13 protein-coding genes are annotated in these 20768 nt (G+C 55.8%); 6 read left to right on the top strand and 7 right to left on the bottom strand.

Annotation, left to right across the window (positions count from 1 at the left end):
- Positions 1–46 precede the first annotated feature (46 nt).
- Together parC and AB7E06_RS06900 are read right to left on the bottom strand one after the other, a co-directional pair.
- Complete coding sequence (parC, locus tag AB7E06_RS06905) at positions 47–2356, bottom strand: DNA topoisomerase IV subunit A (protein WP_094197076.1); 2310 nt, start codon at positions 2354–2356, stop codon at positions 47–49.
- 20 nt (positions 2357–2376) lie between these two features.
- Positions 2377–4344, bottom strand: coding sequence for a DNA topoisomerase IV subunit B (locus tag AB7E06_RS06900; RefSeq protein WP_376913651.1), 1968 nt, complete (start codon positions 4342–4344; stop codon positions 2377–2379).
- 227 nt (positions 4345–4571) lie between these two features.
- Here AB7E06_RS06900 and trxA point away from each other — a divergent pair, with 227 nt between their 5' ends.
- The 3 genes from trxA to gdhA all read left to right on the top strand — a co-directional run bounded on the left by trxA (position 4572) and on the right by gdhA (position 7707).
- On the top strand, positions 4572–4898 hold the full coding sequence (gene trxA / locus AB7E06_RS06895) for a thioredoxin TrxA (protein ID WP_094197078.1): 327 nt from the start codon (positions 4572–4574) through the stop codon (positions 4896–4898).
- Positions 4899–4967: 69 nt separating this feature from the next.
- Positions 4968–6224, top strand: a complete 1257-nt coding sequence (rho, locus tag AB7E06_RS06890) for a transcription termination factor Rho (RefSeq protein ID WP_094197079.1) — start codon at positions 4968–4970, stop codon at positions 6222–6224.
- Positions 6225–6366: 142 nt separating this feature from the next.
- Positions 6367–7707, top strand: a complete 1341-nt coding sequence (gene gdhA, locus AB7E06_RS06885; protein ID WP_094197080.1) for an NADP-specific glutamate dehydrogenase — start codon at positions 6367–6369, stop codon at positions 7705–7707.
- Between the two features lie 130 nt (positions 7708–7837).
- Here the strand turns inward: gdhA and bla are convergent, their stop codons facing one another.
- Positions 7838–8713, bottom strand: a complete 876-nt coding sequence (gene bla, locus AB7E06_RS06880; protein ID WP_427955870.1) for a class A beta-lactamase — start codon at positions 8711–8713, stop codon at positions 7838–7840.
- Between the two features lie 96 nt (positions 8714–8809).
- Positions 8810–12415 (bottom strand): YhdP family protein, encoded by a 3606-nt coding sequence (locus AB7E06_RS06875; protein WP_427955868.1) that lies wholly within the window; start codon positions 12413–12415, stop codon positions 8810–8812.
- A 100-nt stretch (positions 12416–12515) separates the two neighbouring features.
- Between AB7E06_RS06875 and glnE the strand changes: the two genes are divergently transcribed.
- Positions 12516–15272: a bifunctional [glutamate--ammonia ligase]-adenylyl-L-tyrosine phosphorylase/[glutamate--ammonia-ligase] adenylyltransferase gene (glnE, locus tag AB7E06_RS06870; protein WP_427955865.1), complete on the top strand. Its 2757-nt coding sequence runs from the start codon at positions 12516–12518 to the stop codon at positions 15270–15272.
- 102 nt (positions 15273–15374) lie between these two features.
- Positions 15375–16073 (top strand): epoxyqueuosine reductase QueH, encoded by a 699-nt coding sequence (locus AB7E06_RS06865; RefSeq protein ID WP_094197084.1) that lies wholly within the window; start codon positions 15375–15377, stop codon positions 16071–16073.
- Positions 16074–16449: 376 nt separating this feature from the next.
- Here AB7E06_RS06865 and clpB read toward each other — a convergent pair whose 3' ends face one another.
- Entirely contained in the window at positions 16450–19041 is a 2592-nt protein-coding gene (clpB, locus tag AB7E06_RS06860; RefSeq protein WP_094197085.1) for an ATP-dependent chaperone ClpB, read from the bottom strand.
- 324 nt (positions 19042–19365) lie between these two features.
- Here clpB and AB7E06_RS06855 point away from each other — a divergent pair, with 324 nt between their 5' ends.
- Entirely contained in the window at positions 19366–20094 is a 729-nt protein-coding gene (locus tag AB7E06_RS06855; protein ID WP_094197086.1) for a helix-turn-helix domain-containing protein, read from the top strand.
- A gap of 141 nt (positions 20095–20235) precedes the next feature.
- On the opposite strand, the gene AB7E06_RS06850 is transcribed toward AB7E06_RS06855, so the two are convergent.
- Together AB7E06_RS06850 and AB7E06_RS06845 are read right to left on the bottom strand one after the other, a co-directional pair.
- Positions 20236–20490: a hypothetical protein gene (locus tag AB7E06_RS06850; RefSeq protein WP_094198378.1), complete on the bottom strand. Its 255-nt coding sequence runs from the start codon at positions 20488–20490 to the stop codon at positions 20236–20238.
- Positions 20491–20556: 66 nt separating this feature from the next.
- Entirely contained in the window at positions 20557–20760 is a 204-nt protein-coding gene (locus AB7E06_RS06845; RefSeq protein ID WP_094197087.1) for a FixH family protein, read from the bottom strand.
- Between the last annotated feature and the right edge of the window lie 8 nt (positions 20761–20768).

The following is a 20768-nucleotide window of genomic DNA, read 5'->3' as shown; positions in this document are numbered from 1 at the left end:
AAGAAATCTATCAGGCGGAGGGCCAGCCTCCGGCGGCTATACAAATTCAGGCCTGTTCAGGTCGATGCAACACAGGGTCGTTCAACTTGAGCGACAGGGTCTTGCCCTTGCCTGCGCGCTTGCCCAGATAATTGGCCAGCATATCCAGATCCATCACGATGGTAGACGGACGTTTGCGATTCACCCCGCTAACGGCCAGCCCCGCCTCCCCAAAGGCCACCCATTGACTGAGCGTATCGCCATCGTTCAGCTTGATCAGCACCGTGCCACGGCCGCCTTTGGACAGCACCTTCAGTTCCTTGATATCCACCACCAGGAAACGCCCCTGTTCGCTGAGCAGGCCTACGTACTGGTCATCCGGACGCAAGGCCAAAGGTTTGAGCAGCTTTTTGCCGTCCTCAATAGTGACAAACTGCTTGCCCGCTTTCTGGCGTGTATTCATATCGCCTTGAGAGGCCACAAAACCGTAGCCGTCGCAGGCCGCCAGCAAATAGTTCTGATCCAAAGGAGCGCCCAGGATGTGCTCGATAGGCGCACTGGGGCTGACTTCAATCATGGAGGTAATGGGCTGACCGTCTCCACGCGCCGAAGGCAAGCTGGAGACCGGAACAGTATAGACCCGGCCATCGGTGCCGATGGCGACCAGGTCTGTGGTACTACGGCACTCCAGCGCATCGCGCAAGCCATCGCCGGTCTTGAAACTGAACTGTGAAGCGTCATGACCGTGGCCCTGGCGCGAACGCAGCCAGCCTTTGCGCGACACAATCACGGTGACCGGCTCATCCACCACCTTGGTTTCCAGCACAGCACGCTCGGCCGCTTCAATCAAGGTGCGACGCTCATCGCCATAGGTTTTAACGTCTGCTTCGATTTCTCGAATCATCAAGCGTTTCAAGGATTTGGGATCGTCCAACAGCTTTTGCAAAGACTCCTGTTCCTCCAGGCGCTCTTTCAGCTCTTTCTCGATCTTGAAACCTTCCAGACGGGCCAACTGACGCAAGCGCATTTCCAGAATATCGTCAGCCTGGCGCTCGCTTAAATCAAAGCGCTCCATCAAGGCAGCACGCGGCTCGTCGGACTCACGAATGGTTTGAATGACCTCGTCCACATTCAGGTACACCACCATGCGCCCTTGCAGCACATGAATACGATCGGTGACCTTGTCCAGACGGTAACGAGTACGACGCTCCATCGTGTGACGACGAAATTCCAGCCAGCTCAGCAAGACCTGACGCAGGGAGCGCTGGCCAGGACGACCGTCCGTATCGATACATACCAGGTTGATGGAGACGTTGCGCTCCAGGCTGGTCTGTGCCAGCAAGGTGGTCACGAACTCGTCCCGATCAATGGCGCGGGATTTGGGTTCAAACACCAATCGCACCGCAGCCTGCTTGCCGGACTCATCGCGCACGGCGTCGAGCATGTTCAGCATCAAGGCTTTGGTTTGCTGTTGCTCGGTGCTCAGGGATTTCTTGCCCGCCTTGACCTTGGGATTGGTGCGTTCTTCAATCTCTTCCAGAATCTGCTGAGAGGAGCTGCCGGGCGGCAATTCAGTGACCACCAATTGCCATTGACCACGTGCCATTTCCTCAAATACCCAACGGGCACGTGCCTTGATGGAGCCCCGGCCCTGAGCGTACACCGCCGCAATATCATCGGCAGCGGAAATGATCTGGCCACCCCCTGCAAAATCCGGGCCAGGAATGATCTCGTGGATGTCCTGGTCGCTTAAATTCGGGTTGCGCAGCAGGCTGACACAGGCTTGGGCTACCTCACGCAGGTTGTGCGACGGAATCTCGGTGGCCATCCCGACAGCAATCCCCGATGCGCCGTTAAGCAACATGATGGGCAAGCGGGCTGGCAAGGTCACCGGCTCTTTCTGGCTGCCATCGTAGTTGGGGATAAAGTCCACCGTGCCTTCGTCCAGCTCGTCCAGCAGCAACCGCGAGAACGGAGTCAGGCGCGCTTCCGTATAACGCATAGCGGCGGCATTGTCGCCGTCGCGCGAGCCAAAATTGCCCTGCCCGTCCACCAGCGGATAGCGCAGCACAAAATCCTGCGCCATACGCACCATGGCGTCATAGGCGGCCTGGTCACTGTGGGGGTGATATTTACCCAGCACATCCCCCACCACGCGCGCCGATTTCACAGGCTTGGCCGTTGGGCCCAGGCCCATGGCATCCATCGCATACAGAATGCGGCGCTGTACCGGCTTCTGACCATCGGTCAGGTCGGGCAAAGCCCGTCCGCGTACGACCGAGACGGCGTAATCCAGATAAGCCTGTTCCGCGTAAGTCCCCAGCGTGATGCTATCGTCCGATCCCGCCGGCTCAAAATCCAATTGATTGCTGTCCATAAATAACTCTTAAATCGGGCTTAGACGTCCAGATCGGCCAAATTGCCTTTTTCTTCCAACCAGGCACGGCGGGCAGAGGCCTCGCCCTTGCCCATCAGCATGGTGAACATGGCCTGCGTGCCGCTTAAGCCATCTTCGCCCCAATGCACCGGCAATAAACGACGGGTATCCGGATTCATGGTGGTATCCCACAACTGCTCCGCACTCATTTCACCCAAACCTTTAAAACGGCTGATGCTCCAGGACTCGTTGCGTATGCCTTCATTGCGCAACTTCTCCAAAGTGGCATCCAGCTCGCCCTGATCCAGACAATAGATCTTGCGAGCCGGGCGTTTGCCAGCGGCAGGCACATCGACGCGGAACAAGGGTGGGCGCGCCACATACACGTGCCCGGCTTCGATCAGCTTGGGGAAATGGCGGAAAAACAAAGTCAGCAAGAGCACCTGAATGTGCGAGCCGTCCACGTCCGCATCGGACAGGATACAAATGCGGCCATAGCGCAAACCGGACAAATCCGGCTCGGACTGGGCATCATGCGGGTCCACGCCAATGGCTACGGAAATATCATGAATTTCCTGGTTGGCGAACAGGCGATCCCGGTCCACTTCCCAGGCGTTCAGCACCTTGCCGCGCAGGGGCAAGATGGCCTGAAATTCCTTGTCGCGGCCCATTTTTGCAGAGCCACCGGCCGAGTCGCCCTCGACCAGAAACAGTTCGGAGCTCTCCAGATCGTGCGATTCGCAGTCCGTGAGCTTGCCGGGCAACACGGCTACCCCCGAGCTTTTACGTTTTTCCACTTTCTGGGCCGAACGGGTACGGGCCTGAGCCTGACGCACCGCCACTTCAGCCAATTTTCGACCCTGATCCACATTCGCATGCAGATGCAGTTCCAGTGCGTTGCGTACATAGCCACTGACCAGACGCACGGCATCGCGGCTATTGAGTTTTTCCTTGATTTGCCCCTGGAATTGCGGATCCAGCACTTTGGCCGACAGCACAAAACTGGCACGGGCAAAGACGTCCTCAGCCTGCAGCTTGACGCCCTTGGGAATCAAACTGTGCAGCTCGGCAAAGCTGCGCACGGCCTGATACAGACCATCACGCAAGCCCGATTCGTGCGTCCCCCCGGCACTGGTCGGAATCAGATTGACATAAGACTCGCGCACAATCTGAGAGTCCAGGGTCCAGGCCACGACCCAATGAGCCCCTTCACCAGGGGAGAAATTATCGTCATCTTTCGGGGCGTACTGGCGGCCCTCGAATAGAGGCACCAACAACTCCACGCCGTCCATCTCTTCTTGCAAATAACCGCGCAAACCGTCCTCATAGCACCATTGCTGGCGCTGGCCGGTTTTCTGCTGCACCAGCTCCACGGTCACCCCTTCCAGCAAGACCGCTTTGCTATGCAGGATGTGCGTCAGTTGAGCCAGGGGAATCTGGGCGGAGTCAAAGTATTTGGGGTCAGGCCAGACCCGCACACGGGTCCCGGTCTTGCGCTTGCCCACGGTGCCCGTCTGGGTCAGGGGCTGCTCCAGCTCGCCGTCGGCAAACACAATTTCATTGGCTTGCCCGTCGCGCCAGACCAGCACTTCCAGGCGACGCGACAAGGCGTTGGTCACCGACACACCCACCCCATGCAAACCGCCGGAAAAGGCATAGGCTCCGCCATTGAGCTTGTCGAACTTGCCCCCGGCATGCAGTCGAGTGAACACCAGCTCAACCACGGGCGCATTCTCTTCAGGATGCAAGCCAACGGGAATACCCCGCCCGTCGTCTTCGACCTGGATACCGCCGTCCTCCAGCAAGGTAACGGTCAGGGTGCGGGCAAAACCAGCCAGGGCTTCGTCGGCGGCGTTATCGATGACCTCCTGCACAATATGCAGGGGATTATCCGTGCGGGTATACATGGCCGGGCGCTGCCGGACCGGTTCCAGCCCTTTAAGCACTCGTATAGAAGATTCGTCGTAACGTGTAGTAGACAACTTGATTCCCGGTAGATCGTACAGAAAAACGCTATTTTACGAGTGGTTAGGCGCCAGTGGGGAAACGCTTTATTGGCGCGCGTTGCGCAGTGAATGCACATTATCAACCAGACGCAATGGTATCCTGTCAAAAATTGGCAACAAGACCGTCGCAATTGGCCGTAGAATACATTGTGCTCAGGTCACGCCACACGTATAGTTTTTCGTTATCTTTTATTTTTTTGCATTTTGCCATGAGCGACTCCATCATTCACGTTACAGACGCCTCCTTCGAGAGCGACGTCCTCAAAGCCGACCTTCCTGTTTTGGTCGATTATTGGGCTGCCTGGTGCGGCCCCTGTAAAATGATTGCACCTTTACTTGATGAGGCGGCCGAACTGTATCAAGGTCGTGTTATCATCGCTAAGCTCAATGTCGATGAAAATCCCGACACTCCTGCTCAATTCGGTGTTCGCGGTATTCCAACGCTCATGCTGTTTAAAGACGGTAAAGTCGCCCAGACTAAAGTCGGTGCACTTTCCAAGTCTCAACTTAGCGCGTTTCTCGACAGCTCCCTGTAATCTCTGATTAACCGCACGCAGGCCCATCGCTGGCCTGCGGTCTGCTGCTGAAAGCCCTTCCCCACACTCATGCACCTGAACGAATTAAAAGCTCTGCACGTCTCGCAGCTGCTAGAAATGGCTGCCACTTTGGAAATCGACAACGCGAACCGCTTGCGCAAGCAAGAGCTGATGTTCGCGATCATGAAAAAGCACGCCAAAAAAGGCGAGCAGATTTTCGGTGACGGGGTGCTTGAAGTCCTGCCGGATGGTTTTGGCTTCCTGCGTTCGCCAGAAACCTCCTACCTGGCCAGCACAGACGATATTTATATCTCTCCCTCGCAGATACGCCGTTTCAATCTGCACACAGGCGACTCCATTGAAGGCGAAGTGCGCACCCCTAAAGACGGTGAACGCTACTTTGCCCTGGTCAAGGTCGACAAGGTCAACGGCATGCAGCCCGAGGCCATCAAACATCGCATCATGTTTGAGAACTTGACCCCGCTGCATCCTGATCAGCCCATGCGCCTGGAGCGTGACATCAAAAGCGAAGAGAACATCACAGGCCGTATCCTGGATATCTTCTCGCCTATCGGCAAGGGCCAGCGCGCCCTGATCGTAGCCAGCCCCAAATCCGGTAAAACCGTGATGATGCAGCACATGGCTCACGCCATCACGACCAATTACCCCGAGGCCGTCATGATCGTCCTGCTAGTGGACGAACGCCCCGAGGAAGTGACCGAAATGCAGCGTACCGTACGCGGCGAAGTGGTGGCCTCCACCTTTGATGAACCCGCAACGCGTCACGTACAAGTGGCCGAAATGGTGATCGAAAAGGCCAAACGCCTGGTTGAATTGAAAAAAGACGTGGTGATCCTGCTGGACTCCATTACCCGTCTGGCTCGCGCCTACAACACCGTGGTCCCTGCTTCGGGCAAGGTATTGACCGGTGGTGTAGACGCCAACGCCCTGCAGCGCCCCAAACGCTTTTTTGGTGCTGCCCGTAATCTGGAAGAAGGTGGCTCCTTGACCATCATCGGTACTGCCCTGATCGAGACCGGCAGCCGCATGGACGAAGTCATCTATGAAGAATTTAAAGGTACCGGCAACTGCGAGATCCATCTGGAGCGCCGCCTGGCCGAAAAACGCATTTACCCTGCCATCAACCTGAACAAGTCAGGTACACGTCGCGAAGAATTACTGATCAAACCCGACCTTCTACAAAAGGTCTGGGTTTTGCGCAAATTCATCCACGGAATGGATGAAATTGAAGCCATGGAGTTTATCCTGGACAAAATCCGGGCAACAAAGACCAACTCCGAATTCTTCGACATGATGAAGAAGTAAATCGAACATCCTGCGCAAGCCTCTCTATACGAGAGGCTTGCTTGCGATGGGCGTATTGATCGGGTGCAATCCCATGCATCCATTCTTTCAATCTGCTGAGTTCTACTCGAAATCTCAGTATTGCAAACAGAGTTCGCTTGCAATGAAATCTATCTCTCTAGAACAGTTCCTAGCCAGAGTGCAGTCCCGCGACCCAAGTCAGCCTGAATTTATGCAGGCCGTACGGGAAGTGATGACCAGCTTGTGGCCCTTCATCGAGAAAAACCCCCAGTACGCCGACCACGGTCTGCTCGAGCGTCTGGTTGAACCCGAACGTGTTATCCAGTTTCGTATTTCCTGGGTAGATGATCGTGGTCAGGTTCAGGTCAATCGCGGTTTCCGTATTCAGCACAATAATGCCATTGGTCCTTTCAAGGGCGGCATGCGCTTTCACCCCTCGGTCAATCTGTCTATCCTGAAGTTCCTGGCTTTTGAGCAGACCTTCAAAAATGCCTTGACCACCCTGCCCATGGGCGGCGGCAAAGGCGGCGCGGATTTTGATCCCAAAGGCAAATCAGATGGCGAAGTCATGCGCTTTTGCCAGGCCCTGATTGTTGAGCTTTACCGCCATCTGGGTCCAGACACCGACGTTCCTGCAGGTGATATCGGCGTAGGCGCGCGTGAAGTGGGCTTTATGGCCGGCATGATGAAAAAACTCTCCAACAGCGCGGCCAGTGTCTTTACCGGCAAGGATTTGTGCTTTGGCGGCAGTTTGATTCGTCCTGAGGCCACGGGTTATGGCACCGTATATTTCGTACAGGAAATGTTGGCACGTAAAGGGCTGTCTTTAGACGGCATGACAGTGTCCGTTTCTGGCTCGGGCAATGTCGCTCAGTACGCCATTGAAAAATGCCTGGACCTGGGTGCCAAAGTGGTGACCGTTTCCGACTCGCAAGGTTGCGTGGTGGATATGGATGGCTTTACGCGTGAAAAACTGGCGGCTCTGATGCACATTAAAAATGTACAGCGCGGCAGCTTGGTCGATTATGCCCAACAACACCGCCTGCTGTACGAGCACGGAAAACGTCCTTGGCACATCCCCGTTGATGTCGCCCTGCCTTGCGCAACCCAGAACGAGCTCGATGGCAAAGACGCCGAAATTCTGATCAAGAATGGTGTGCGTTGCGTCGCCGAAGGTGCCAATATGCCCAGCACGCTGGACGCAGTCGATGCCTTTATCCACGCCAAGATTCTGTATGCCCCAGGTAAAGCCAGCAATGCTGGTGGTGTCGCCGTCTCTGGTCTGGAAATGAGCCAAAACGCCCAGCGTTTGAACTGGACACGTGAACAAGTTGACGCAAAGCTGCACTCCATCATGCGTGACATCCACGAAAATTGTGTGAACTATGGTCAAGAAAGCGACTTCATCCACTACGTTAACGGCGCCAATATTGCCGGCTTTGTCAAAGTCGCCAATGCCATGCGTCATCAAGGTGTTTATTAAGTTTTGCGCCTTGCTCAGTAGTCAAAAAACCGCCCACAAGGCGGTTTTTTTTTGTCCACAGAATCCGACATTCATATAACGGCAGCCAGATAAGCTCCCTGAAAAAAGCTCGTCAGCGCTCCACAAAAAATCAAAACCGAGCTTTTTGATCCACCGCCGCTGCCATGGCCTTGCCAATCGTGGCTATGGCCGCATTGCGCGCTTCCATCGAGGCCTTGGTTTCCGTGATGTAGACAGCCGCCACCAGCGGCCCACGCGCAGGGGGCCACATCACCGCCACGACACCGCGTGTGCCGTAAGCGGCTGCCCCGGTTCGGTCTGCTACGGTCCAGCTTTCAGGAACGCCAGCTCGCAACAAGGGCCCGCCCACTTCGTTATGGCGCAACCAGTCAATCAGCCGATCACGGTCTGAGGCTTTAAGCGCGTCGCCCAAAACCAGATTCCGCAAAGTTTGTACCATGGCTTGCGGGGTCGTTGTGTCGCGCAGGTCGCCGGGCGTGGCTTCATTCAAGCTGGGCTCGTTGCGATCCAGGCGCGTCACCGTGTCGCCCACGCCACGAAGAAAGGACGTGATAGCCTCAGGCCCGCCCAGAACCTCCAAGACCCCATTAGCGGCACTATTGTCGCTGTTGCGCATCGTGATCGCACACAATTGAGCTGCTGATACCTGCTGGCCGATCAGCTCCTTTGTGGTGGGTGCGTAAGACTGAATGGCCTCCTCCTTGATCAGCCAGGCAGTTTTCATCGCACCTGGCCCTCGGGCCAACAAAGCCGCACAAATCAAGGCCTTGCTGGTACTGGCCATAGGAAAGCGCTCATCGGCACGGTATTGCCACCACTGCCCGTCTGCCGTGTCCAGTACGGCCAGACCAACACGGGCCTGCAAGGACTGTTCGACCTCTTGTACGGCCCGAACCACCGGATGGGTTTGCGCCCCAACAGCATGGAAAGACAGGCCCGCCACAACCAATATCGCTGCCAGTCGTTTCAGTCTATGTGCGCTCATCGGCCCATCCTTGGCATAAGGGTTAAATCACGAAAAAACCTTGCTGCTACCCTGACGAAGACCTACGCAAAAGCGTTTTGGGTAAAGCGCCTGGTCTCAAGGCTCAATCCGCGGCTGCTTCTCTTTTTTCGCAGTGCTGGCCGCCGGCACCTCCAGCTCTTTGAGCTGTGGATCATCAATCTTGCCTGTCACTGCATAAGAGACAGACAGGTGACTGCTCATTGGGATCTGCATCAACCACTGCGTCAACAAAGCCCCTACCCCTACCATCGGGTTAACCGTGAAATAGGCCGCAATCGCCGCGCCGCTCATATCCAGATTCGGATTGACCACCGCAATCAAATCCAACGTCTCATCCTTGATATCAATCCAGCCTTCCAGGTTGACCGCTCCCGCCGGGCCCTTGATCTGATAATTATCCAGCTCCAGCTTGCCCTGCGACAGGTTCATGCGCCCGGTCAGGCTATCGAATGCAAAGCCTTGCTTCACGGCGCCGAACAAGTCCATATCCAGTCTGCTCAAGCGTGAAATGGACTGCAGGCTGAGCAACTCCAGCAATTTGGCCGAGCGTGATTTCAGGCTGATAAAGCGTCCTTTACGTAGATCCACATTGAACTGGCCACGAATGTTGCGCTTATCAAAAGACCAGGGGAAATTACTCCAGAACAAGGCGGCCTGAACCGTTCCCTCGCCATCTTTAATGGACTCTGTCAACAAGCCGCTGACATCCACAAACTGCCCCAAATTGCTTACCTGGCTATTGGCGAGCAATTCCAGCCCTCGCTGTGGCCCACTCAATGCCAAAGAACCGTAACCGTGCAGTTGCATGCCCTGTGCGTTCAAGGAAACGTTTTCAAGGGTCCATTTGTGGCCCTTTCCTGCGGGCTTGCCTTTGGCTTCCAAAGCACCAAAGCGCACGCCCTGTATCTGCAAATCATCCACCTTGAACGAGATCGCAGGCAAAACCAGATCATCGCTCATGGGCAGGTCGGCGTCGGGCCAAGCCCAATCCGGCCTGCCACCATTCAGGTACAAATGGGAAAAATTGGCGTTGAACATGCCGGTATAGCGGCCACCTTGATGCTGCGCCTGCAAACGCCCTTCAGCTTGCTTGGCCTTCAGGCTCAGAAACAAGCTGCCAGCGGCATCTTCCGTGCTTTCCATCTCCAACTGATCCAGCACTTGCCCTCTAAAAAATGCCTGATCCGCTTTCAGGCGCACCCGCTCCAGCAAAGGCAACAGGGGACGGCCCGACGGAATCAAAGGACTGCCGTCCAGATTCTGACCGAACTCCTCGACAACTCTCTCCCAGGCATCCAGATCCATACGGTCATAGCGGCTATGCAATTCCAGGCCACGTTTGGGCCAACTCACCAGCCCCGGCGTTCCCATGCTGCCACTTTGAAAATAGCTGCCTTGACGGGAACCTTGAGCATGCAACAGGTTCAACAAAAAGGTCTGTCTGTCTTGCAGGCTGATCTGCAAGCGGTCTATCTTGGCGGCAGAGTCGCTGCTCCAATCTGCCTTCAATTTGGCTGCACGCTCAGCAGGTTTGTAGAAAGGCTCGGGCAAGTTCAGCGCCAGCCCCGTCAGATCGGACTCCGCGCCAAAGGAAAAAGAACCCTTGGCATCGAGCTTCATTAATACCTGATAGAGAGTCTGCCCTTGCAGACGCTGCACGCCCTTCAATTCCAGGTATTGCTCCAGACCTTGCGCAGTGATCACACCATTTATGCGCAAACCGGGCTTGCCGGGCTCGAGCACACCACTGATTTGGGTGTCGCCCCCCAGCACCTTGCCCGTCAAGGTTTGGGCACTGACGCCCTTTTCACTGAAGGCGAGCTCGCCCTTTAACGCCGTCAATGACGGAGCTTCAGGCATGTACTGAAACTCGCTATTGTTCATCTGGATTTGCCCCTGTACCTGGGTGTCATCCGCATTATCCAAAGGAACCTGCAATTTGATGGGTACAGTCCAATCCCCTTTAACGCGACTGTCGGTCAGCAAGCCATCCAGCAAGGCGTTCAGGGGGGACTGGTGCACCAGGGCCAGATAGCTGGTCGCTGGAGCCTGAGACACGCCCTCCAGCTTCAGAAAGCTGTTTTGCTCCAAGGACGTGATGTGGGTCTGAATATCGCGCAGCACAATATCCGGCTGCTTGGCGATAGGCATGCGCGCCTGCTGAGCCACAATATCCAGATTATCGTTATGCATGCGTATGCTGCCTTGTATGCCTTCCAGACGTGGCCAGGCCAAACGTTGGGGCTGGGCAGGCTGATAATCCACAATCCCTTCACCCAAAATCCCGACCACTTCAAAGCTGCCATCCGCCGGGCTCAGGCCATACGGGAAGGTGTCCAGGCCACCTTGCAAGCGGATTGTCCCGTCTCGTACCGCCCCCTGTACCAGTCCAGCCTGCATCCATTCACGCGCCAAAGGGTTGACCGTCAAAGGCAGGTAATTCACCAAAGCCGCCAGATTCAGGTGCGTGAATTGCCCCTGCCAGTCAGCCACACCCGCCTCAAACTTGGCATCCTCACGCCAGCCACCTGTTAATTGCGCATCTAAATCAGGATTACGCAGAGCCAGATTCATGTTGCCAAGGCTCAGTCTGGCCTGCTCATCGCGATAAACCATGCCTTGAGCATTGAGCTGATCCAATGCCAAATAGTGGGCAAACAAATCGGGCACACGCAGACCAAAGCCATTCATCGACAACGTCCACTGCACGTCGCCACTTTGCTTGCCTTGGGCCAATGCCTGCACATCACGTAAACTGCCATTGAGCTCCAGATGGGCTTGCTCCAACTGCAGGCGATCTTCGCTATCCGTCAGCACGGCCACATCCTGCAATTGGGCTGCCAGTTGCATCTGTACGGCCTGGGCGGCTTGAGGCTGGCGGGCCTGGGCACGCACATCGATCCAGCCTCTATCCAGAATCACAGGTACGTCCAGCCAAGGGCGCAGCGCGGGAGTATCGACCCCATTGGCCTGCACCGTCATCTCCCAGGGCAAGTCCATCACATCCACGTTTTCGGGCAGACGACGCTTGCCCTGCACGCGCAAGGCCAAAGCCAGGGATTCGCCCAGATCGGCGGGCAAGGCCGTAGCCAGATTGACCTCGTGCCAACCCTGCCTGTAGCCAATCTGCAATTCAATCGATGGCAGAGTCAAGGCAGGCGCGCCACGCAGATCATCCTGCCATTGCAAGGACGTACCCTGAATATGAATGCCACGCTGCTCCAGCAACCAACGAACCGGCCCTTGCCAGACTTCGGGTTCTGCTGGGGCACGGTCATTGTTGAGATCCAGTACCTGGCCCATCACCAGAATCTGGCCCTCAGGATCGCGCCGCACCGGGATCGTCAAACCTTGTACATCCAGCTGGCGCAATTGCAGCGAACCGCTGAACAAGGACTTCCAGCTGATATCGGCTTGCAGCTTGGGCAACTGCAACATGGGCTCTTGCCCTGGCTCTGACAGCGACAGGTTCGTCACAGAAAGATGGGGATTCCAGCCCTGCCAGTCGCCTTTTAATTCTTGAATCTGAACTTGCAGGCCGGTTTGCTCACTGATTTTCTCCACCAGATAGGGGCGCAGATTATCCAGTTGGGGCACGAGCAGATAACGTAGCCCGACAAGGCTTAGCATCAGCGCAAAATAGAGCACTAGCGCCAGTCGCACAAGTCCTCGAACTACCATGCAATCAATTCCCGAGTATAGTTAGATACGGTCATTTCCGGCCTTGTCAGACAAGTCATCTCACTTGTCGTCCCCCCTTATCCGAAAAGCCTCTTATCGTATGAGCCAGTCCATTATATTGAAGCCCGTGATGCAATGGTCCGGCCCCTTGCGTCGAAAAGTAAACGCTCAGCCACAATTTGGGGCGTGGTTGCAAGAGCAAGCCCAGCACCCTGTCACCGCCACACTGATTACGCAATGGTATAGGACTTTACTGCCCGAACCCGATAATGATCGCTTGGCACAAGTGCGTCAGGCCTTGCGCCAACTGCGTGAACGGGTCTTTCTGATACTGATGATCCGTGATATCAATGGTCTGGCCCCTCTTGAAGAGGTGATGCTGGCCATGAGTAGCCTGGCTGATCTGGCCGTGGCACAAGCGTATGAAACCGTCGCCCGACAACTGGCTGAAGTACACGGTATTCCTAAAAACTCGGAAACTGGCTTACCCCAGGAGATGATTATTTTAGGTATGGGTAAGCTGGGTGGAGGGGAATTAAACGTTTCCTCAGACATTGATCTGATCATGCTCTATGACGAGGACGGTGAGACCGATGGCCGCCGCCCCCTGAGCTATCACGAGTTTTACGGCAAAGTAACCCAGCGCATGATGCCCGTGCTGTCCGATACCGACGCCTTCGGGCAGGTATTTCGCACGGACCTGCGCCTGCGTCCGGACGGGGATTCCGGGCCGCTGGCCTGGAGCATGCAGGCGCTGGAAAACTATCTGGTCAACCAAGGCCGGGAATGGGAACGCTATGCGTGGATCAAGGCCCGCCCTATCAAGGCCCAGGCTTTTGAGGGCAGCCGCAGCGCCGGTGATGTGCATCACTTCGAGGCACTGCGTACCCCTTTTGTGTACCGCAAATATTTTGACTTTGATGCCCTGTCTGCCTTGCGCGGCCTGCGCGAGCGCATTCGCCAGGACTGGACGCGCCGCGCCCTGAACCGCAATGGCGTGGAAACCTGGCACAACATCAAGCTGGGAGACGGTGGGATCCGGGAAATTGAGTTCGTCGTCCAGCTCAATCAGCTGATTCGCGGGGGACGACAGCCTTCCCTGCAAACACCCAGCCTGCACAAAGCACTGCAAGGTCAATGTGCGGCCGGTCTGCTGGACCAGGAGGTCTGCGACAAGCTGCTGGCCGCTTATACCTTCTTGCGACGTGTCGAACACCGCCTGCAGTATCGCGAGGACGAACAAACCCATTTGCTGCCCCAGGACGAGGAGCTACGCACCGAGCTGGCGGCCACCTTGGGCCTGAGCCTGGCTGATTTCGACGAACAGTTAGGCCAGCACAGAAAATTTGTCTCGCACACCTTCCGCAATGCCTTCCGTCTGGCAGGCATGGGCGAAGAAGCCAGTACCGAACCTCCTGCGGCGGCTGCACCCGCCCCCGAAGAAAGCAAGGCAGAGCACGATCAGGCTTTGCAGGAACGCATCGAACAATTGCGTCAGGCTCTGCTAAATAGCCATCGTCTGCGCAGCCTGCCCAATGCCAGCCTGGATCGCGTACAGCGCCTGATCCCCTTGGCCGAGGACTACGCCTGCCGCTCCGAGAACCCGGAAGTCACCGCAACCCGCCTGTTCAACCTGATCGAGCTGATCGCCCAGCGTAGTGCGTATCTGGCTTTGCTGGCCGAGTACCCAGATACGCTGGCCCGCGTTGCCCGAATTGTCTCGGCCAGTCCGTGGGCCGCACAGTATCTGGCTCAATACCCGCTCTTACTGGACAGCCTGATCGAATGGCATTCGCTGATGGAGATTCCGGACTTTGCCGCCCTGTCCGAGCAAATGCGCCGCGATCTTGATGCCTGCCGCTTGCCCGATGGCCAAGCCGATGTCGAACAGCAGATGAACATGATGCGCGACTGGCAGCACCAGATCACGTTCCAATTGCTGGCCCAGGACCTGGAAGGTGTACTGACCGTCGAGGCTCTGGCCGACCAACTCTCGGCTCTGGCCGATATGATGCTGGCCGAGACACTGGAGCGCACCTGGCCTCTGACACGCCCCCGCAGCCTGGGCCCAGAACACGACTCCTCACCGCACTTTGCCGTCATTGCCTACGGCAAACTGGGGGGCAAGGAAATTGGCTATGCGTCCGACCTGGATCTGGTATTTCTGTACGACGATCCCAGCCAAGACAATGTAGAGCGCTACATCAAGCTGGCGCGCCGCATGACCAGTTGGTTGTCGGCCATGACCTCCTCGGGACGTCTCTACGATATTGACCTGCGTTTACGCCCCGATGGCGATGCCGGTTTGCTGGCTGTCAGCGTGGATGCCTTCGAGCAGTATCAGACGCGGAGTGCCTGGTCCTGGGAGCATCAAGCCATTACCCGTGCCCGTTTCGTGACCGGGGATGCCCAGATCAAAAACCGCTTCGATGACATCCGCCGATCCATCTTATTGATGGAACGGGACCAACGCAAATTACGTGCAGATATTCTGGACATGCGTGACAAAATCAGTGCCGGACACCCCAACCGCAGCGAACTTTTTGACTTGAAGCACGACCGGGGCGGCATGGTGGATGTGGAGTTCATCACCCAGTATCTGGTGCTGTGCCATAGCCGCGAGCATCCCAAACTGCTGGAAAACCTGGGCAATATCGCCTTGCTGGGTATTGCCGCGCAGGCGGGCCTGATCGCGGTCGACCATGCTCAGGAAGTGGCCGATGCCTACCGCGCCCTGCGCCGCCGTCAGCACGCTTTGCGTCTGGAAGGAGCAGAAAAAGCCCGTGTGCCGCAATCTGAGCTGACCCAGGAACGGCAGGCCGTGACACGCCTTTGGGACGAGGTCCTGGGGTACTAAGGCAACAGATTGATTTCACTAAACTTTGCCAAGAATCTACAATAGTCGCATTGATTTATTGTGCGACCGACTCGGGACGCCTTTTTACTCGGATTCAGATTCATGTCCACTCAGCTCAATCGTCCAGTTTTAACCATGCCGGAGAAGCGCGAGAAATTGCTGCTGCACTCCTGCTGCGCCCCCTGTTCGGGCGAGGTGATGGAGGCCTTGCACGCCTCGGGGATTGAATACACCGTTTTTTTCTACAACCCCAATATCCATCCTGTACGCGAGTACGAACTGCGCAAGCAGGAAAACATCCGTTTTGCCGAACAGCACGGCATCGAGTTCATTGACGCCGACTACGACGTAGATAACTGGTTTGAACGTGTACGCGGCCTGGAGCACGCTCCCGAGCGTGGCGAGCGCTGCACGGTCTGCTTTGACATGCGCTTTGAGCGCACGGCCCTCTACGCCCATGAAAATGGCTACGACATCATCTCCAGCGTGCTGGGTATCTCGCGCTGGAAAGACATGAACCAGATCAACGACTGCGGCGAACGCGCCGCAGCCCGTTATCCGGAGATGAAGTACTGGACCTACAACTGGCGCAAAGGGGGCGGCTCGCAACGCATGCTGGAAATCAGCAAACGCGAGAACTTCTATCAGCAGGAGTACTGCGGTTGCGTGTACTCGCTGCGGGACACCAACCGCCACCGCCGCTCGCAAGGCCGCCCTCGTGTCGAGATCGGTGTGAAGTTCTACGGCAAGGACGAACTGGACCTGACACCGCCTCCAGCTCCGGTTCAAGAGAACGCTTAAAAATGGGAATAGGCTGGTGGCTGGATTGATCATCTCACTGGGGCCCATTCCTCTTGAGACCCTAGGCAGGAATGATTTAGAGGCCAGCCGATAGGCACTTAGCCGATTAACCTCCGCCTACGACACGGAATATCAGCATTCATCTAGATGCTGACGGCCAAGCGATCAAACCACTTCAATCCAAAACACCATCGCCTAGTCTCAAAGTCACGTATTCCAAATAGCAATGAGCACAAAAAAACCGCCTTGGATTTCCAAGGCGGTTTTTCTTTACAACGTCGATGACGAGGTGCAACACGGCAGCCTACTTTAAAACCTCAACTTGAGTGACGCATTAAGCAATCCGGTAGCACCGTCGCCATCAAAGCCCTGCTGATTACTGGATACTGCGGGTGAACGTAAACTCGCCGTCCTTCCAGTCCACAGGCACCACGTCTTTAGGACCAAAGCGGCCTTCCAGGATCAGGCGTGCCACCGGGTTCTCAATATACTGCTGAATAGCACGTTTCAAAGGACGGGCACCGAACACAGGATCGAACCCGGCCTTGGCCAACTGCGCCAAAGCAGCGTCGCTCACTTCCAGATGCATGTCACGCTGAGCCAGGCGCTGATCCAGACGTTCAAGCTGGATACGAGCAATGGACTCGATGTGTTCTGCTTCCAGACTGTGGAACACCACCACCTCGTCGATACGGTTCAGGAACTCGGGGCGGAAATGCTGTTTCACTTCTTCCCACACCACTTCCTTGATCACATCGTAAGGCTCGCCCGACAAACGCTGGATATGCTGCGAACCCAGGTTGGAAGTCATGATGATCACCGTGTTGCGAAAGTCCACCGTACGGCCCTGGCCATCCGTCAAACGACCATCGTCCAACACCTGCAAGAGCACGTTAAAGACATCCGGGTGAGCTTTCTCCACCTCATCCAGCAGAATCACCGAATACGGTTTGCGACGCACGGCTTCAGTCAGGTAACCGCCCTCTTCGTAGCCCACGTAGCCGGGAGGCGCCCCGATCAAACGAGCCACCGAGTGTTTCTCCATGAATTCGCTCATGTCGATGCGAATCATGTGATCCTCGGAGTCAAAGAGGAAGTTGGCCAATGCTTTGGTCAGCTCGGTCTTACCCACACCGGTTGGCCCCAGGAACAAGAAGGAACCATACGGGCGGGAAGGGTCAGACAGACCCGCACGCGAGCGACGGATAGCATCCGACACCAAACGTACCGCTTCGCCTTGGCCGACCACACGCTTGTGCAGGTAGTCTTCCATTTGCAAGAGCTTTTCACGCTCGCCCTGCATCATCTTGGACACAGGAATACCGGTTGCACGCGAGACCACTTCCGCGATCTCCTCGGCACCGACCTGCGTGCGCAGCAAGCGAGGTTTGTCCTGATCGGCCTTGTCCATATTGGCTTCGGCCGCTTTCAGGCGCTCTTCCAGCTCGGGCAGCTTACCGTACTGCAGCTCAGCCAATTTATCGAACTGGCCCTTGCGTTGCAGCTCAGCCATTTCGGCACGAACTTTCTCGATTTCCTCTTTAACGACTTGCGAGCCCTGAACCGCCGCTTTTTCGGCTTTCCAGATCTCTTCATAGTCGTTGTACTCGCGCTGCAGCTTTTCCATCTCGTCATTGATGGCCTGCAAACGACGCTGAGAGGCTTCATCCGTGTCCTTGATGACGGCTTCACGCTCGATCTTCAACTGAATGATGCGGCGATCCAGCTTATCCATGACCTCGGGCTTGGAGTCAATCTCCATACGGATACGGGCAGCGGCCTCATCGATCAGGTCAATGGCCTTATCGGGCAGGAAGCGGTCCGTAATGTAACGCTGCGACAGCTCGGCCGCAGCCACAATAGCCGGGTCGGTAATCGCCACACCATGATGCAGCTCGTAGCGCTCCTGCAAACCACGCAGGATCGCAATAGTGGACTCCATGTCCGGCTCGTTAACCAGCACCTTCTGGAAACGACGCTCCAAAGCGGCATCCTTCTCGATGTACTGGCGGTACTCGTTCAGCGTGGTGGCACCAATACAATGCAGTTCACCGCGCGACAAGGCCGGTTTGAGCATGTTGCCGGCATCCATTGCACCTTCGGCCTTGCCGGCGCCCACCATGGTATGCAGCTCGTCAATAAAGACAATGGTTTTGCCATCGTCCTTGGACAGCTCTTTCAAGACGGCTTTCAGACGCTCTTCAAATTCGCCACGGTACTTGGCACCGGCCAGCAAAGCAGCCAGGTCCAACACCAGAACGCGCTTGCCCTTCAGGGTTTCAGGCACTTCGTTGTTCACGATACGCTGCGCCAAACCTTCCACGATGGCGGTCTTACCCACCCCAGGCTCACCAATGAGAACAGGGTTGTTCTTGGTACGGCGCTGCAGAATCTGGATCGTGCGGCGAATTTCGTCATCACGGCCAATAACCGGGTCCAACTTGCCCAGACGAGCACGCTCGGTCAAGTCAGTGGTGTATTTGTCCAAGGCCTCACGATTGCTGTCACCTTCAGCGTCACTCACATTGGCACCACCGCGTACGGCTTCAATGGCCGCCTCCAGCGCACGGCGCTGCAAACCCGCATCGCGCAAAGCACGACCGGTTTCGCCTTTATCATCGGCCAGGGCCAGCAAGAACAATTCACTGGCAATATAAGTATCACCGCGTTGAGCGGCTTCCTTGTCGGTTTTAGCCAAAGCGGCTTGCAAGGCCGAACTGAGCTGCTGCTGACCTTCCGCCCCTTGCACCTTGGGCAGATTGGAGATCAGGCGGTTAAGCTCGTTTTCCAGGCGGGGAATGGCAACGCCCGCACGAGCCAGCAAACTGCCTGTGCCTGAATCGGCATCAGCCAGCAAGGCGACCAGTACGTGGGCGGGTTCCAAATAGGGATTGTCTTCGCGAACAGCCAGGCTCTGCGCATCGGCTAGAGCCTGTTGAAACTTCGTTGTCAATTTATCGATTCGCATAGAATTTTCACTTGAGAAAATATGCGAGAAGCTAAAGCAAACAGTTACTAAATACTGCTTGCCCAGATTTCGCAACAAATAACAGGATGAATTGAAGATGAGGACAAAAACCAAGTATTCAAGTGTTTAGATCGCTTTTAAACAACAGCATGCCAAGAGCAGTATTACCGCGCTGTACCCGGCATGGACAGCCGTTTCACGTGTGACAAGAGCCTTAAGAACTAAACATATTAAGGATTAGCGGGAATACCAACCAATAAAAAGCTACAATTACACTTGATTTGACTCAAAGATTTAGCGTTTCGCCATCTGACATTATTCCTTATGCAAAAACGTATCTCGGTTACCGCTGACTCCATACGCTGCTCCAGCTGTATGCTCAATGAGGTGTGTCTACCTCTTGGGATGCCTAAGCACGAAATGGAGCGGTTGGACGAATTAGTCAAGGAGCGCATCCGCATCCCTAAGGGCGGCGTGCTGTTTCGACTGGCCGACTCAGTCGAAGGAATCTATGGTCTGCGCTCTGGTTCGATCAAGATGCAGCTGGAAGATTCCACTGGCCACATTCAGATTACGGGTTTTTTATTACCAGGAGAAATCCTGGGCATGGACAGCCTGGTTGAAAATCGCCATGTTTCCCATGCCATCGCCTTGGAAGACAGCGAAGTCTGTGTGATTCGCCTTGATGATCTGGACCGCCTGTCGGCCCAGTTGCCTATATTGCAACAACAGTTCCGTCGCCTGATGAGCAAGGAAATCAACCGCGCCCATCAGTTGATGATGACCTTGGCTGGACTGCGCTCCGAACAGCGCCTGGCTGCCTTCTTGCTGAACCTGTCCCAGCGTCTATCACTACTGGGCTACTCCCCTTACGAGTTCATTCTGCGTATGAGCCGCGAAGAAATCGGCAACTTCCTGGGCCTGACGCTGGAAACCGTCAGCCGCCTGTTCTCACGCTTTGCACGCGAAGGTCTGCTGAAAATCTCTCAGCGCGAAGTCCACTTGCTGGATCTGGCCGCCCTGCGCTCTCTGGCAGGCACGGAGTGCGATTGAGCCTCATGGCTGCTGCCTAGGCCTCAAACAGGCTGCTGAACGTCTTTACAGCCCACTATACCGCTCCCCAGCACCCAAGCCCACACAAAAAAAGCACATGCAATTTGCATGTGCTTTTTTATCGTTTGGTGCTTGTCCGAATCAGTCCAGACTATCTGCCGGTTCAGCCAATACCGCTGGCGAACCGGCCGACATATACAAGCTAAGCGCGCACGCTACTGCAACGGCCAACCAAAACAGAAAAAACGCCACCGTATAAAAGGTCAGTCGATCTACTTGCATATGTCCAAGCACAACGATGTCCAACGGGTCTACCAAAGCAAACACAATTGCACTGAGCACCCCGGCGACCAGGAATGAAGGCCACAGTATCCACATCAACGATCGGATGGTCATTCGTACCCCCTTCTTGAACGGAAACATACTTCTCTCAACCCTAGCGTAACGGTGAATCGATTACGTTTAGCGCTGCTCAGGGGCAGGCTCTACCTTGCTGACAACCAGACCCTGCTTGACCCCCCCGTCCGTAATCCCTTGATTACTGAAATTCTGAAAGGCCAAGACAATCGTAATGACGCAGCCCACAATAGCCAGAGCTGGCCCTGCCATCAACAACCATGGCCACGGCTCGCGCCACCAGGGTCCACTGTCCTTTGATTCGTCCATGTTTTGCT

Origin of the sequence: Alcaligenes sp. (genome assembly GCF_050255915.1) — a bacterium.
In the GTDB taxonomy this organism is placed as follows: domain Bacteria; phylum Pseudomonadota; class Gammaproteobacteria; order Burkholderiales; family Burkholderiaceae_B; genus Alcaligenes; species Alcaligenes aquatilis.
This window is presented reverse-complemented; position numbering and strand designations above follow the sequence as displayed.

What these genes read in the sequence shown, in the direction of transcription:
- rho (WP_094197079.1), top strand. Translation starts at nt 4,968, where the DNA reads ATGCACCTGAACGAATTAAAAGCTCTGCACGTCTCGCAGCTGCTAGAA.
- AB7E06_RS06855 (WP_094197086.1), top strand. Translation starts at nt 19,366, where the DNA reads ATGCAAAAACGTATCTCGGTTACCGCTGACTCCATACGCTGCTCCAGC.
- trxA (WP_094197078.1), top strand. Translation starts at nt 4,572, where the DNA reads ATGAGCGACTCCATCATTCACGTTACAGACGCCTCCTTCGAGAGCGAC.
- parC (WP_094197076.1), bottom strand. Translation starts at nt 2,356, where the DNA reads ATGGACAGCAATCAATTGGATTTTGAGCCGGCGGGATCGGACGATAGC.
- AB7E06_RS06865 (WP_094197084.1), top strand. Translation starts at nt 15,375, where the DNA reads ATGTCCACTCAGCTCAATCGTCCAGTTTTAACCATGCCGGAGAAGCGC.
- clpB (WP_094197085.1), bottom strand. Translation starts at nt 19,041, where the DNA reads ATGCGAATCGATAAATTGACAACGAAGTTTCAACAGGCTCTAGCCGAT.
- AB7E06_RS06875 (WP_427955868.1), bottom strand. Translation starts at nt 12,415, where the DNA reads ATGGTAGTTCGAGGACTTGTGCGACTGGCGCTAGTGCTCTATTTTGCG.
- glnE (WP_427955865.1), top strand. Translation starts at nt 12,516, where the DNA reads ATGAGCCAGTCCATTATATTGAAGCCCGTGATGCAATGGTCCGGCCCC.
- bla (WP_427955870.1), bottom strand. Translation starts at nt 8,713, where the DNA reads ATGAGCGCACATAGACTGAAACGACTGGCAGCGATATTGGTTGTGGCG.
- AB7E06_RS06845 (WP_094197087.1), bottom strand. Translation starts at nt 20,760, where the DNA reads ATGGACGAATCAAAGGACAGTGGACCCTGGTGGCGCGAGCCGTGGCCA.
- gdhA (WP_094197080.1), top strand. Translation starts at nt 6,367, where the DNA reads ATGAAATCTATCTCTCTAGAACAGTTCCTAGCCAGAGTGCAGTCCCGC.
- AB7E06_RS06850 (WP_094198378.1), bottom strand. Translation starts at nt 20,490, where the DNA reads ATGACCATCCGATCGTTGATGTGGATACTGTGGCCTTCATTCCTGGTC.